We start from the raw sequence: 13,072 nt of genomic DNA on the forward strand, positions 1-13,072 counted from the left end.
ACCTTAGCGCACTCGGCATTCCTCCGGATGCTTGATTTTGCTCGAAACTCGGCGATATCTTGCATAAACATGCACCGCACCACGTGCATCCGTGTCGAGCAGGAGGAGGGGCCATGAGCCATGTCGAGGACGAGCTGACCAGTCAGCCCGAGTGCTGGGCCCGCGTCGCGGCCGACGTCGCCGTCCATGGCCGGGCGCTGCCGGCCCAGGGCGAGCGGGTCGCGATCGTCGGCTGCGGCACGTCGTACTTCATGGCCCAGGCCGCCGCCGCGCTGCGCGAGGGCTCGGGACAGGGGGAGACGGACGCCTTCGCCGCCTCGGAGTTCCCCCGCGACCGCTCCTACGACCGGGTCCTCGCCCTCACCCGCTCCGGCACCACCACCGAAGTGCTCGACGTGCTGGGGGAGGTGAAGGGCCGCACCCGCACCACGGCGATCACCGCGGACCCCGAAACCCCCGTGATGGACGCGGCCGACGAGGTCGTGGTCCTCGACTTCGCGGACGAACGCTCCGTGGTGCAGACCCGGTTCGCGACCACCGCCCTCACCCTGCTGCGCGCCCACCTCGGACTGCACACCGACGAGGTCGTCGTCGACGCCCGCACCGCCCTGTCCGCTCCGCTGCCCGAACGGCTCGTCGACTGCACGCAGTTCACCTTCCTGGGCCGGGGCTGGACCGTCGGACTGGCCAGCGAGGCCGGACTGAAGATGCGCGAGGCCTCGCTGTCCTGGACCGAGGCCTACCCGGCGATGGAGTACCGGCACGGTCCGATCAGCGTCACCACCGGCGGAACGGCCACCTGGATGCTCGGCCGGGCACCGGAAGGGCTCGCCGAACAGGTCCGTGCCACAGGCGCGTTGTGGATCGAGGGCGAACTCGACCCGCTCGCCGAGCTGATCCGCGCCCAGCGGCTCGCCGTCGCCGTCGCCGCGGCCCGCGGACTGGACCCGGACCAGCCCCGCCACCTCACCCGCTCGGTGATCCTGGCCCCCTGACGCCCCGTCACCCGAACCGGTACCGGAAAGGACAGACCGTGCCGCTTGCAGCCACCGGCGAGCTGGTCGCCCACGCGGCCGCCGCGCGCTCCGCAGTCGCCGCCTTCAACATCATCACGCTGGAACACGTCGAGGCCGTCGTCGCCGGGGCCGAGGCGGCCGGCGTGCCCGTGGTCCTCCAGGTCAGCGAGAACGCCGTCATGTTCCGCTACGGACGGCTGCTGCCACTCGCCCGCGCCGCCGCCGCGGCGGCCGAACGCGCCACCGTACCCGTCGCGTTGCACCTCGACCACGTGCACAGCGACGACCTGCTGCGCCAGGCGGCCGACGCGGGCTTCAGCTCCGTCATGTACGACGCCTCCCGGCTGCCGTACGCGCAGAACCTCGCCGCGACCAGCGCCGCCGCGGCCTGGGCACACGCCCAAGGGCTGTGGATCGAGGCCGAGTTGGGTGAGGTCGGCGGCAAGAACGGCGCGCCGCCGCTGGACGCCCACGCCCCCGGCGCGCGCACCGACCCCGCCGAGGCCCACGCGTTCGTCACCGGCTCCGGGGTGGACGCCCTGGCCGTGGCCGTCGGCAGCACCCACGCCATGACCGAGCGCGCCGCCGCCCTCGACCACGACCTCATCGAGCGACTCGCCGGAGCGCTGGACGTGCCGCTCGTCCTGCACGGCTCCTCCGGCGTCCCCGACGGCGAACTGAGCGCCGCCGTCACCGGGGGCATCGCCAAGGTCAACGTCGGCACCGCCCTCAACCTCGCGATGACCGCCGCGATCCGCGACTTCCTCGCCGCCCACCCGGAGGCGGTCGACTCCCGCAAGTACCTCAGCGTGGGCCGCGAGGCGATGGTGGGGGAGGTGGAGCGGCTCATCGGCGTGATCGGCTCGCGCCGTACGGCACCTACCTCTTGACGGCCCGCAGTACCACGAACTTCGGGTCGCTCGCGACGAGCCGGCTGTTGCCGAACAGCCGGCGCAGCTTGACGTGGTAGCCGAGGTGGCGGTTGCCGATCACCCACAGCTCGCCGCCGGGGCGCAGCGCGCGCCGCGCCCCGGTGAACATCCGCCAGGCCGTCGCGTCCGTGGTCGCCTGGTGCGAGTGGAAGGGCGGGTTGTTCAGCACCAGGTCCACGCTGCCGGCCGGCACCCCGGCCAGCGCGTCGCCGACCCGGAACTCGGCCTGCCCCGGCACGCCGCTCGCCTGGTACGTCCCCTCCGCGGAGGCCACGGCCTGGAACGACTCGTCCGTGAACAGCACCTCGGCGCCGGGGTTCGCCAGCGCCAGCGCCGTACCGACGACGCCGTTGCCGCAGCCCAGGTCCACCACCCGGCGGCCGTCGCCGTCCGGCAGGTGCCGCAGGAAGAACCGGGTGCCGATGTCGAGCCGGTCGGCGCAGAAGACGCCCGCGTGGTTGACGACGGTCCGCCCGGAGGCGGCACCGATGCCGTCGGGCAGCGTGTAGGTGTGCGGCCACGGGTTCGCGGGCCGCTCCGGGGAGGGGTCCGGCGTACAGAGGATCAGGCGGGCCTTGCGCCGCGCGAGCGAGGTCCGGGTGGGTCCGAGGATCCGCTCGAACAGCGTCAGCGTGGAGGTGTGGATCTCCTTCACCATCCCGGTGCCGACGACGACCGTGCCCTCGTGCACCGCGGGCGCCAGGCGCAGCAACTGGTCCTCCAGCAGCGCCAGGCTCTTGGGCACCCGCACCAGCAGTACGTCGATCCGGCCGGGCGGGGGATCCTGCGTGGTCAGCAGGCGCACCGCGCCGGGCTCCGCGCCGCGCCGGGCGAGGTTCGCGCGAGTCGCCTCCTGCGTGAGGAAGGAGTCGGTGATCTGCGCCGGCCGGTGCCCGGCCAGCGCCGTGACCAGGGCGCCCCAGCGGTCGCCGACGACCACGACGGTCCCGGACAGGTTGGTCCCCTGCTCGTCGAGGTGCCCCAGCAGGTACTCGTCGGCGGTGTCCCAGGCCCGCAGCCGGTCACGGGGGTCCTGCGGGAACCGGGCGAGCTCCAGCTCGCCCCACGGTGTGGTCATACGGTCGTTCATGGCTCGTCAAGGCTAGCGGAGCCGCAGCTCACGCCGTGTCCGGCAGGATGGGAAGCATGGACGCCGAGCTGTTCCCGCGCGACCGCAGGCAGATCGCGCCGGGCGCCGTGCACCTGCCGGACTGGCTGGATCCGGCCCGGCAGCGCGCGCTGCTCGCCGCCTGCCGGGAGTGGGCCCGCCCGCCGGCCGGCCTGCGCACGGTGCGCACTCCCGGCGGCGGCACGATGACCGCCCGGCAGGTCTGCCTGGGCCGGCACTGGTACCCGTACGGCTACGCCGACACCGCCGTCGACGGCGACGGCGCCCCGGTCAAGCCGTTCCCCGCGTGGCTGGACGAGCTGGCCCGCGGCGCGGTGACCGACGCGCTGGGCCCCCGCGCGGCCGGCCCGGCGCCGTACGACATCGCCCTGATCAACTTCTACGACGCCGAGGCGCACATGGGCATGCACCGCGACAGCGACGAGAAGTCCGGAGCGCCGGTGGTGTCGCTGAGCCTCGGCGACACGTGCGTGTTCCGCTTCGGCAACACCGGGACCCGCACTCGGCCCTGGACCGACGTCGAACTGCGCAGCGGAGACCTGTTCGTGTTCGGCGGGCCGTCCCGCCTCGCCTACCACGGGGTGCCGCGCGTCCATCCGGGCACGGCACCAGCCGAGTTGGGGCTGACCGGCCGGCTGAACCTCACCCTCAGGGTGAGCGGCCTCTAGCCCGGCCCGCCGGACGAGTCGCTGGTCACCGGATGTACGGATCATGGGAGACTCGCCCCCATGAGCGGCAAGGCGGACCCCCGGACGGCGGGGGAAGGGAGCACCTCCAGGACCCGGCTGGACCGGGGGCGCGGCGCGCTCGGGCCCGCGTTGGAACTCGTGCACACCGGGCGCGCCCCGACCCGCGCGGTCCTCACCGCCGAGCTGGGCGTGACCCGGGCGACGGCCGGCGCGGTGGCCGCCGAACTGGAGGCGCTGGGTCTGATCCGGGTGGATGCCCGGCCCGGCGCGGCGGCCGGTTCCCAGGGGCGCCCCTCGCACCGCCTGGCGGTCGCCGAGGACGGGCCCGTCGCCCTCGCCGCGCAGGTGCACGCCGACGGATTCCGCGCCGCCCTGGTCGGCCTCGGCGGCCGGATCGTGGCGACCGCGCCCGGCCGCGGGACCGTCGACGCCGACCCGGCCGACGTGCTCGGCTCCGTCGTCGAGGCCGGCGCGGAGCTGCTCCGCACGACCGGCCGGCGCTGCGTCGGCGCCGGACTCGCCGTGCCGTCCGCGGTCGCCGAGCCGGAGGGCCTCGCCCTCAACCCGCTCCATCTGGCCTGGCCGGCCGGAGCACCGGTGCGGCGCATCTTCGCGCAGTGCGTGCGCGCGGCCGGAATCGCCGGACCGGCCTTCGCCGCCAACGACGTCAACCTCGCCGCGCTCGCCGAGCACCGGCACGGTGCCGGGCGCGGCGCCCGCGACCTGCTGTGCGTGGCGACCGGGCACCGGGGCGTGGGCGGCGCGCTGGTCCTCGACGGGCGGCTGCACACGGGCAGTTCGGGCCTGGCGCTGGAAGTCGGCCACCTCACCGTCAACCCCGAGGGCCGTCCCTGCCACTGCGGCAGCCGCGGCTGCCTGGACGTCGAGACGGACCCGCTGGCGTTCCTCACCACCGCGGGCCGCGAACCGGGCCCCGAGGTGTCCCTGCTGCGACAGGCCGAGGACCTGATCCGCGACCAGTACGACGACCCGGCCGTCCGCGGGGCCGTCGAAGCCCTCGTCGACCGCCTGGGTCTGGGCCTGGCCGGCCTGGTGAACATCCTCAACCCGGACCGGATCATCCTCGGCGGCCTGCACCGCACCCTGCTCGACGCCGCCCCCGACCGTCTGCGCGCCGTCGTCGCCGACCGCAGCCTGTGGGGCCGGAGCGGCGTCGTCCCGATCCTCTCCTGCACCCTCGACCACAACAGCCTGGTCGGCGCGGCCGAACTGGCCTGGCAGCCGGTCCTGGACGACCCGCTGGCCGCCCTGACCTGACCCGGCCCGGCGCCCCCGTACTTCCCGCGCGGTAGCCCGCGGCTCCCCGCCCGCCGGACCGCGGGCCCGCGCCGGATCCGTCCCGCACGCCGGGGCGGGCCGCACGGAGCAGCCGCGGCACGCCCGCGTACTCCCCGGGAGGTAGCCGCACTGCCGCTGGCCGTACGACGACCCGGAGCCCCTCCCCGAGCCACTGTCGACGCAGCACCGGAGAACTTCTCCGCAGCCTCTCGGCAGACCCCTCGAGGGAGATGAACCTAGATGCAGACCCTGGCGAACTGGGACGGCGGCCCCGGGCCGTGGATCCTCTTCTTCCCGCTGTTCTGGGCGGCCGTCGTCGTCGGCGCCGTCACCCTGCTGCGCCGTACCGCCCGGCGCGGCCGCGGCGCCCCCTGGCGCGGCATGGACACCGGGCCCTGGCGCCGGCTGTCGGTGCTGGAGGAGCAGTTCGGCCGCACCGGCGGTGCCCGGTGACCACCACGCCCGCCTCCACCGCCTCTTCCACCACATCCGCCACCAGGACGGCCGCGCGGGTCGTCGACGCCGTGAAGGTCCACGGCGCCGGTGACACCGCCGTACGGGCCCTGGACGGCGTGAGCGTCGGCTTCCCGGCCGGGCGCTTCACCGCGATCATGGGGCCCTCGGGCTCCGGAAAGTCCACCCTGATGCACTGCGCGGCCGGGCTCGACACGCTCACCTCCGGCAGCGCGTTCATCGGCGACACCGAACTGGGCGGCCTCGACGACCGCCGGCTGACCCTGCTGCGCCGCGACCGCGTCGGCTTCGTCTTCCAGGCGTTCAACCTGGTGCCGACCCTGACCGTCGCGGAGAACATCACGCTGCCCCTCGATCTGGCGGGCCGGCGGGGCGATCCCGAGTGGATCGACGCGCTGGTCGAGGTCGTCGGCCTGCGTGACCGCCTGCACCACCGGCCCGCCGAACTCTCCGGCGGACAGCAGCAACGCGTCGCGGTGGCCCGCGCGTTCGCCGCCCGCCCGGACGTCGTCTTCGCCGACGAGCCCACCGGCAACCTCGATTCCCGCTCCGGCCAGGAGGTGCTCGGCCTGCTCGGCCGCGCGGTGCGGCAGACGGACCGCACGGTCGTCATGGTCACCCACGACCCGGTCGCCGCCGCCCACGCCGACGAGGTGCTCTTCCTCGCCGACGGACGCCTGGTCGACCGTATGGAGTCCCCGACCGCCGACCGGGTCCTGGACCGGATGAAGGCCTTCGAGGTGCGGACGTGAACGCCTCCCTCCGCCTGAGCCTCTCCTCCCTGCGGGCCCACCGGCGGCGCTTCGCCGGCACCTTCCTCGCCGTGTTCCTCGGCGTCGCCTTCCTGGCCGGGACCCTGGTCATGGGCGACACCCTGCGGGCCAGTTTCGACTCCATGTTCGGCAAGGCGACCGACGGCACGGACGCCGTCGTCCGCAGCGCCGACGTCATCACCGCGGCCGGCGAGGGCCAGGGCGTACGCCGGCCGGTGGACACCGCGCTGGTGAGGACCATCGAGCGGCTGCCCGGGGTCGCGGCCGCCGCCCCGGACATCCAGGGTGCGGGCCAGCTCCTGGGCCGCGACGGCGAGCCCGTCGGCGGCCAGGGTCCGCCCACCCTCGCCGGCAACTGGATCACCGACCCGAAGCTCAATCCGTACCGGCTCGCCGAGGGGCGCGCCCCCGCGAAGTCCGGCGAGGCCGTCGTCAACCGCGGCGCCGCGAAGAAGGGCGGCCTGCGGATCGGCGACACCACGACGCTGCGCACCCCCGACCCCGTCGAGGTGACGATCGTGGGACTGGCGACCTTCGGCGGCGAGGACGGCATGGCGCAGGTGACCTTCACCGGACTGACCCGGGCCGACGCCGAGAAGTACCTGACCGCCCGGCCCGGAGGGGCGGCGAGCATCGGGGTCCGGGCCGGACCCGGGGTGAGCCAGGCCGAGCTGGTGCGGCGGCTGACTCCCGTACTGCCCGAGGGCGTCGAGGCGGTCACCGGCCAGGAGGCCGCGCGGGAGAACACCGACATGGTCTCCAGCCAGTTCCTGACCGTCTTCACCACGTTCCTGCTGGTGTTCTCGGGCGTGGCGCTGCTGGTGGCGACCTTCTCCATCCACAACACGTTCGCGATCGTCGTCGCCCAGCGCACCCGCGAGAACGCGCTGCTGCGGGCGTTGGGCGCCTCCCGCCGGCAGGTCACCGCCGCCACCCTCGTGGAGGCGAGCGCCGTCGCCCTGACCGCGTCCGCCGCCGGGCTGGCGGGCGGCATCGGGATCGCCGCCGGGCTCCAGGCGCTGTTCCCGGCGATCGGATTCCCCTTCCCGGAGGGCAGCCTGGTCGTCCGGCCGCTGTCGATGGCACTGCCGCTGGTGGTCGGTGTCGTGGTCTGCCTCGGCTCCGCGCTGACGCCCGCCGTACGGGCCGGCCGCACCGCGCCCATGGCCGCGTTGCGCGAGACGGCCGTGGACACCTCCGGCGCCTCCCGCCCGCGCGCCGTGGCGGGAGCGGTCCTCGCCGCGACGGCCGTCGCCGCGACCCTCGCCGGTGTCCTGGTCTCCCCGTCCGTATGGGCGGCCGGAGTCGGCGCCGTCCTCGCCCTGGCCGCCTTCGTGGTGCTCGGCCCGGTCGCCTCCGCCACCGCCGTCCGCCTGCTCGGCGGCCCCCTCGGCCGGCTGCGCGGCATCACCGGCCATCTGGCCCGGCGCAACGCGCTGCGCAGCCCGAAGCGCACCGCGGCCACCGCGAGCGCGCTGATGATCGGGGTCGCCGTCGTGTCCCTGTTCACGGTCTTCGGAGCCTCGCTCAAGGCCACCATGGACCAGACCGTCTCCCGGTCCTTCGCCGGCGACCTCGCCGTGAGCACCCCCTCCTTCGGGGCCGGCGGCAGCGGCCTGAGCCCCCGGCTGGCCGGGGCGATCCAGCGGCTGCCCGAGGTGGACACGGCCGTCGGACTCGGCCGGGGCGTCGCCGAGGTCGACGGCGAGGGGAGGGCCCTGACCGTCACCGACCCGGTCGCGCTCGCCCGGACCTTCGACCTCGGAACCGTGGACGGCTCCCTGAACGGCCTGGGCACCGACGGCCTCGCCGTCACCCGCGACGAGGCCGACCGGCGGGGCCTGACGACGGGGGACCGGGCACGGCTCACCTTCGCCGACGGCACCAGGCGGACCTTCACCGTCCGCGCGGTCTACGGCCGGTCCGAACTCGCCGGCGACTACATCGTCAGCCGCTCCGCCTGGGCTCCGCACCGCACCCAGGACTCCGACAGGCTCGTCGCCGTCTCCCTCCGGCCCGGCGTGAGCGCGCAGTCGGGCAAGGCAGCCGTCGAGCGGGTCGCCGCCCGGTACGGCGACCCGCAGGTGCAGACCCGCGACGAGTACGCGCAGTCCTCGGCGGCCGGGATCGACATGATGCTCACCCTGGTCTACGCGCTGCTCGCCCTCGCGGTGTTCATCGCACTCCTCGGCATCGCCAACACCCTGACCCTGGCGATCCACGAGCGGACCCGCGAACTCGGTCTGCTCAGGGCCGTCGGCCAGACCCGGTCCCAGCTGCGGGCCATGGTCAGCTGGGAATCGGTCCTGGTCGCCGCGTTCGGCACGGCGGGCGGACTCGCCCTGGGCGCCTTCCTCGGCTGGGTGCTGGTGAAGGCGTCCGACGGCGAGAGCGGCACCGCGTTCGCCTTCGCGGTACCTCCGGCGCAGCTGCTCGTGGTGGCACTGGTGGGGATCGCGGCGGGCGGGCTCGCGGGGTTGCGCCCGGCCCGGCGCGCCGCCCGCCTGGACGTGCTGAGGGCCATCGCCACCGAGTGAGCACCGGGGCCGGGTGGGGTACTGCGACTCCGGCTCGGCGGTTACTGCGACTCCGGTCCCGGCGGTTACCGGCCCGGCGGTCACTGCGGGACTCCGGCCCCGGCGGTTACTGCGACTCCGGTCCCGGCGGTTACCGGCCCGGCGGTCACTGCGGGACTCCGGCCCGGCGGTTACTGCGACTCCGGTCCCGGCGGTCACCGGCCCGGCGGCCACCGCCGGGCTGCGGCACACCACCGGGCGGTGGCCGCTGGGGTGCGGCACACCACCGGGCGGTGACCGGACGGCAACCCGGTCACCGCCCAGGACCCGTCACCGCCCGGGACCCGTCACCGCCCAGGACTCGTCACGGCCTACGGCCCGTCACGGCTTAAGGCCCGTCACCGCCCTCGGCCCGTCACTGCCCCGGCCGCCGCCCCCGTCAGCCGACCACGGCGGACGCGGTCAACCGACGACGGCGGAGCCAGCCGGAGCGTGGACCGGCCGGACGGGCCGGACGCCGTCGAGCGCGGAGGCGGCCTCGGCCAAGCGGCGCGCGGACCGCTCCGCGGTCACGAGCGCCGGTGCCCGGGCCGGCACCGCGACCGAGGGGGCGGCGGTCGGCAGGGTGAACCAGACGACCTTGCCCTGCTCGCCGTCCGGCCGCGCGCCCCAGCTCTCGCTCATCGCGGCCACCATCGCCAGCCCCCGCCCTTCGGTGGCCAGCGGCGCAATGTCTCCCATCTTCTCCACCACGGGGAGCCGAGGGTCGTGGTCGCGCACGGAGACCGTGAGCCGCTCAAGCAGCAGTTCGAGCTCCACGGTGCACAGCTTGTCGGGCCGGGCGTGCCGGTGGACGTTGGTCAACAGCTCCGTCACACCGAGCGCGGCCCGGTCTATCAGAGGGTCCAGATGCCAGTAGCGCAAGTGCGCCGATACGATTCTGCGGACTTGGCCGATCCGCGACGGCAGGGCTTGGAGCTCCACCGTGCAGTGCCTGCTCGGGTGACTGATCACGGCTGCGACTCCCCGACGTTGAGGTCCGGAAGAACACGACGTTTCGGATGCAGCAGGACGCCTGCGTGACATTGCCGCCTGCTGTCTGGCCGGCGGGCTGGTTCGCAGCGTTATCGCCGGTAAACCCTGAGTGACGTGAGACAAGCGTGGCCCACGGTGTGGGGTCACGCAACTCGCCTCGCTCAGCCGCCGCGCCGCGCCGCTCGACGGACGGCCTCGACGAACCGGCGGGCCGCGGGCGGCCCCGGCTCGCCCGGTGCGGGGTCGTGGTCGCCCAGGGTCAGCAGGTACCGCTGGCCGCCCAGGTCGGCCAGCGCCCGGTCGTCCGGCGCGTACCAGGGCTGGGACGCGCGCACCGACTGCACCGGAGCGCTGTCGATCTCACTGCCGTAGCTGGTCAGCAGCTCCAGCCTGCCGTCGCGGATCCGGACCCGTCCGGCCCGGGTGAGCGAGCGCAGCCGCTTGTCGATGCGTACGCCCGTGGCCGTGAACTCCGGTTCGGCCATCTCCCCGCCCTTTCGTGCGTGTCGCCGGCTCCCGCTCCGCCTGGTCCACGAGCCGGCCCGGCTCGTTCGAGATCCCGTGTGTCACGGCGGGCGCTTCGTCCCGCCGCGGTGCAGTCTGCACGCCTTCGGCACGGAGCACCAGTGCGCGGGGAGCGCTCGCGGGTGGCGCCCGGAGCACTCGCGCGAACGCGCCCCCACACGTGCGCCCCCTCGCCGCGGATCGGCCCGGGCTCGGTCTGCTCCCAAGCGTCTCCTTGAGCCGCTCAAAGATGCGTTTATGCAGGTGAGAAGCGTGTTGAAGGTGTCTATCATCGAGCGTGTCCGGCCGCGCGGGACGCTGCCGGCGCACAGCGTAAGGAGCCCCGCCGTGAGCACCACCGAGCAGCGCCGGACCGGCGACACCCTCGACGTCGACCGCAGCGACAGCGGATACCGGGACTGGCTGAAAGAAGCCGTCCGCAAGGTGCAGGCCGACGCCAACCGCTCGGCCGACACCCATCTGCTGCGCTTCCCGCTGCCCGAGGAGTGGGGCATCGACCTGTACCTGAAGGACGAGTCGACCCACCCGACCGGAAGCCTCAAGCACCGGCTGGCGCGGTCGCTGTTCCTGTACGGGCTGTGCAATGGCTGGATCCGCCCGGGCCGCCCGGTCATCGAGGCATCCAGCGGCTCGACGGCCGTCTCGGAGGCGTACTTCGCGAAGCTGATCGGCGTGCCCTTCATCGCGGTCATGCCGCGCACGACCAGCGCCGAGAAGTGCCGCCTGATCGAGTTCCACGGCGGGCGGTGCCACTTCGTGGACGACCCGCGCACGATGTACGAGGCCTCCGTCGCCCTCGCGGCCGAGACCGGGGGCCATTACATGGACCAGTTCACCTACGCCGAGCGGGCCACGGACTGGCGCGGCAACAACAACATCGCCGAGTCCATCTTCCGGCAGTTGGAGTTGGAGCGCTTCCCGGAGCCGGCGTGGATCGTCGCCACCGCGGGCACCGGCGGCACCTCCGCGACCATCGCGCGCTACGTCCACTACATGCAGTACGACACCCGCGTCTGCGTCGCCGACCCCGACAACTCGTGCTTCTTCGAGGGCTGGACCACCGGCGATCCGGACGTCACCTGCGACTGCGGCTCGCGTATCGAGGGCATCGGGCGGCCGCGCATGGAGCCGAGCTTCGTGCCCGGGGCGATCGACCGCATGATGAAGGTGCCGGACGCCGCCGCCGTGGCCGCCGTACGCGCCCTGGAGCGGGCCATCGGCCGCAAGGCGGGCGGCTCCACCGGGACGGGACTGTGGAGCGCCCTGAAGATCGTCGCCGAAATGCTGGCGGAGGGCCGCCAGGGCAGTGTCGTGACCCTGCTGTGCGACCCGGGCGACCGCTACCTCGACAAGTACTACTCCGACGCCTGGCTGACCGCACAGGGCCTCGACAGCGCCCCGTACACACAGGTGCTGGAGTCGTTCCTGACGACCGGCGAGTGGCCGAGCTGAGAGGGCCGGTACGGCCGGACGGTCCAGGTCCTCGGGACCGGCCGGCCCCGGAGTGGCAGCGGAGTGGGCGGGCGGTCGGACGGGGCACGGCGCGCCCTCGCTGACGGCCCCTCAGGCGTCCGTCTCGTCCCCGGGCTCGCCCGCCACGACCAGCCGCAGGTGCTCCGAGATCTCGGCGCGTGCCTCCGCGGGCAGCCCCGCGTCCGTCACCAGCGTGTCGATCCGGTCCAGCGCGGCGAAGGAACTCAGGCCGACCACACCCCACTTGGTGTGGTCGGCGACCACCACCACCCGGCGCGCCGACTGCACCAGCCGACGGTTGGTCTCGGCCTCGGCCAGGTTCGGCGTGGACAGGCCCGCCTCGGCCGATATCCCGTGCACACCCAGGAACAGCACGTCGAAGTGGAGCGCGGCGATCGCCTGGTCGGCCACCGGACCCACCAGCGAGTCGGACGGCGTGCGCACTCCGCCGGTCAGCACGACCGTCGCCGCGCCCTGTCGCCGGCCGGAGGTGCGCTGCGCCGAGTGGAAGACCTCCGCGACCCGGACCGAGTTGGTGACCACCGTCAGATCGGGCACGTCGAGCAGGTGCTGGGCCAGCGCGTACGTCGTCGTACCGCCCGACAGGGCGATCGCCGTGCCCGGCGAGACCAGCCCGGCCGCTGCCCGCGCGATGTCCTCCTTGGCGGTCAGCTCCAGACCCGACTTGGCCTCGAAGCCCGGCTCGTGCGTACTGGCCTCCACCACGGGAACCGCGCCGCCGTGCACCTTCTCCAGCACGCCCTGCCGGGCCAGCGCGTCCAGATCGCGGCGCACCGTCATGTCCGACACGCCGAGCTTCCGGGTCAGCTCGTTCACCCGGACACCGCCGCGGCGCCGGACCTCGTCCAGGATCAGTGCGCGCCGCTGCTCCGCGAGGAGGTTCTGATTCTCACTCACGTGCGCTCCGGTTCCCTTCGCCTCAAGCCGTCCGACCCGCCCCGCGCAGCCGCCGGCGACGAGAAGGTCCGTCATGTCCTCCGGCGCGCGGACGTCCCATCCTTTCACGGGGCGGTCCGCACCGCGCCATCGCCCGACCGACGCGCGCATGACATCGTTGCCCTCCCGTACGAGCCTCTCGTCACCCGGATCGGGGAGATTCGGTGACGAGGGATGTGCCGCGTGCCACGGGAGGCGATCCTGGTGTCCGCACGGACACAGACCGACGGACGCGTCACGGGGGAAGTGCGAAC

The 13,072-nt window shown here is 74.1% G+C and carries 12 protein-coding genes; 8 read left to right on the forward strand and 4 right to left on the reverse strand.

Features of this window, described 5'->3' with window-relative positions; translation table 11 throughout:
- The first annotated feature begins 113 nt into the window (after window positions 1-113).
- Together TNCT6_RS29570 and TNCT6_RS29575 are read left to right on the forward strand one after the other, a co-directional pair.
- Complete coding sequence (locus tag TNCT6_RS29570) at window positions 114-995, forward strand: SIS domain-containing protein (protein WP_141363851.1); 882 nt, start codon at window positions 114-116, stop codon at window positions 993-995.
- A gap of 38 nt (window positions 996-1,033) precedes the next feature.
- Complete coding sequence (locus tag TNCT6_RS29575) at window positions 1,034-1,906, forward strand: ketose-bisphosphate aldolase (protein WP_141363853.1); 873 nt, start codon at window positions 1,034-1,036, stop codon at window positions 1,904-1,906.
- On the opposite strand, the gene TNCT6_RS29580 is transcribed toward TNCT6_RS29575, so the two are convergent.
- Window positions 1,896-3,026: a methyltransferase gene (locus TNCT6_RS29580; protein WP_141366912.1), complete on the reverse strand. Its 1,131-nt coding sequence runs from the start codon at window positions 3,024-3,026 to the stop codon at window positions 1,896-1,898. The two genes, TNCT6_RS29575 and TNCT6_RS29580, sit on opposite strands and share 11 nt — an antisense overlap.
- Window positions 3,027-3,094: 68 nt before the next feature.
- On the opposite strand from TNCT6_RS29580, the gene TNCT6_RS29585 reads away from it, so the two are divergent.
- The 5 genes from TNCT6_RS29585 to TNCT6_RS29605 all read left to right on the forward strand — a co-directional run bounded on the left by TNCT6_RS29585 (window position 3,095) and on the right by TNCT6_RS29605 (window position 8,849).
- Window positions 3,095-3,745, forward strand: a complete 651-nt coding sequence (locus tag TNCT6_RS29585; RefSeq protein ID WP_141363855.1) for an alpha-ketoglutarate-dependent dioxygenase AlkB — start codon at window positions 3,095-3,097, stop codon at window positions 3,743-3,745.
- A 60-nt stretch (window positions 3,746-3,805) separates the two neighbouring features.
- On the forward strand, window positions 3,806-5,044 hold the full coding sequence (locus tag TNCT6_RS29590) for an ROK family protein (RefSeq protein ID WP_141363857.1): 1,239 nt from the start codon (window positions 3,806-3,808) through the stop codon (window positions 5,042-5,044).
- 261 nt (window positions 5,045-5,305) lie between these two features.
- Window positions 5,306-5,518 carry an SHOCT domain-containing protein gene (locus TNCT6_RS29595; RefSeq protein ID WP_141363859.1) on the forward strand — a complete coding sequence of 71 codons (213 nt, stop codon included), beginning with the start codon at window positions 5,306-5,308 and terminating at the stop codon, window positions 5,516-5,518.
- Entirely contained in the window at window positions 5,515-6,291 is a 777-nt protein-coding gene (locus TNCT6_RS29600; RefSeq protein ID WP_141363861.1) for an ABC transporter ATP-binding protein, read from the forward strand. The genes TNCT6_RS29595 and TNCT6_RS29600 overlap by 4 nt, the downstream gene beginning before the upstream one ends.
- Window positions 6,288-8,849: an ABC transporter permease gene (locus TNCT6_RS29605; RefSeq protein WP_141363862.1), complete on the forward strand. Its 2,562-nt coding sequence runs from the start codon at window positions 6,288-6,290 to the stop codon at window positions 8,847-8,849. Before TNCT6_RS29600 ends, TNCT6_RS29605 begins: the two co-directional genes overlap by 4 nt.
- A gap of 441 nt (window positions 8,850-9,290) precedes the next feature.
- Here the strand turns inward: TNCT6_RS29605 and TNCT6_RS29610 are convergent, their stop codons facing one another.
- Both TNCT6_RS29610 and TNCT6_RS29615 read right to left on the reverse strand, forming a co-directional pair.
- Complete coding sequence (locus tag TNCT6_RS29610) at window positions 9,291-9,842, reverse strand: ATP-binding protein (protein ID WP_141363864.1); 552 nt, start codon at window positions 9,840-9,842, stop codon at window positions 9,291-9,293.
- Between the two features lie 182 nt (window positions 9,843-10,024).
- The gene (locus tag TNCT6_RS29615; protein ID WP_141363866.1) at window positions 10,025-10,348 is read right to left on the reverse strand and encodes a hypothetical protein; all 324 of its coding nucleotides are present in this window, start codon (window positions 10,346-10,348) and stop codon (window positions 10,025-10,027) included.
- A 367-nt stretch (window positions 10,349-10,715) separates the two neighbouring features.
- On the opposite strand from TNCT6_RS29615, the gene TNCT6_RS29620 reads away from it, so the two are divergent.
- Window positions 10,716-11,840: a PLP-dependent cysteine synthase family protein gene (locus TNCT6_RS29620; protein ID WP_141363868.1), complete on the forward strand. Its 1,125-nt coding sequence runs from the start codon at window positions 10,716-10,718 to the stop codon at window positions 11,838-11,840.
- Between the two features lie 111 nt (window positions 11,841-11,951).
- Here the strand turns inward: TNCT6_RS29620 and TNCT6_RS29625 are convergent, their stop codons facing one another.
- Window positions 11,952-12,779 (reverse strand): DeoR/GlpR family DNA-binding transcription regulator, encoded by an 828-nt coding sequence (locus TNCT6_RS29625; protein ID WP_141363870.1) that lies wholly within the window; start codon window positions 12,777-12,779, stop codon window positions 11,952-11,954.
- Between the last annotated feature and the right edge of the window lie 293 nt (window positions 12,780-13,072).

The organism is Streptomyces sp. 6-11-2 (genome assembly GCF_006540305.1).
GTDB lineage: Bacteria > Actinomycetota > Actinomycetes > Streptomycetales > Streptomycetaceae > Streptomyces.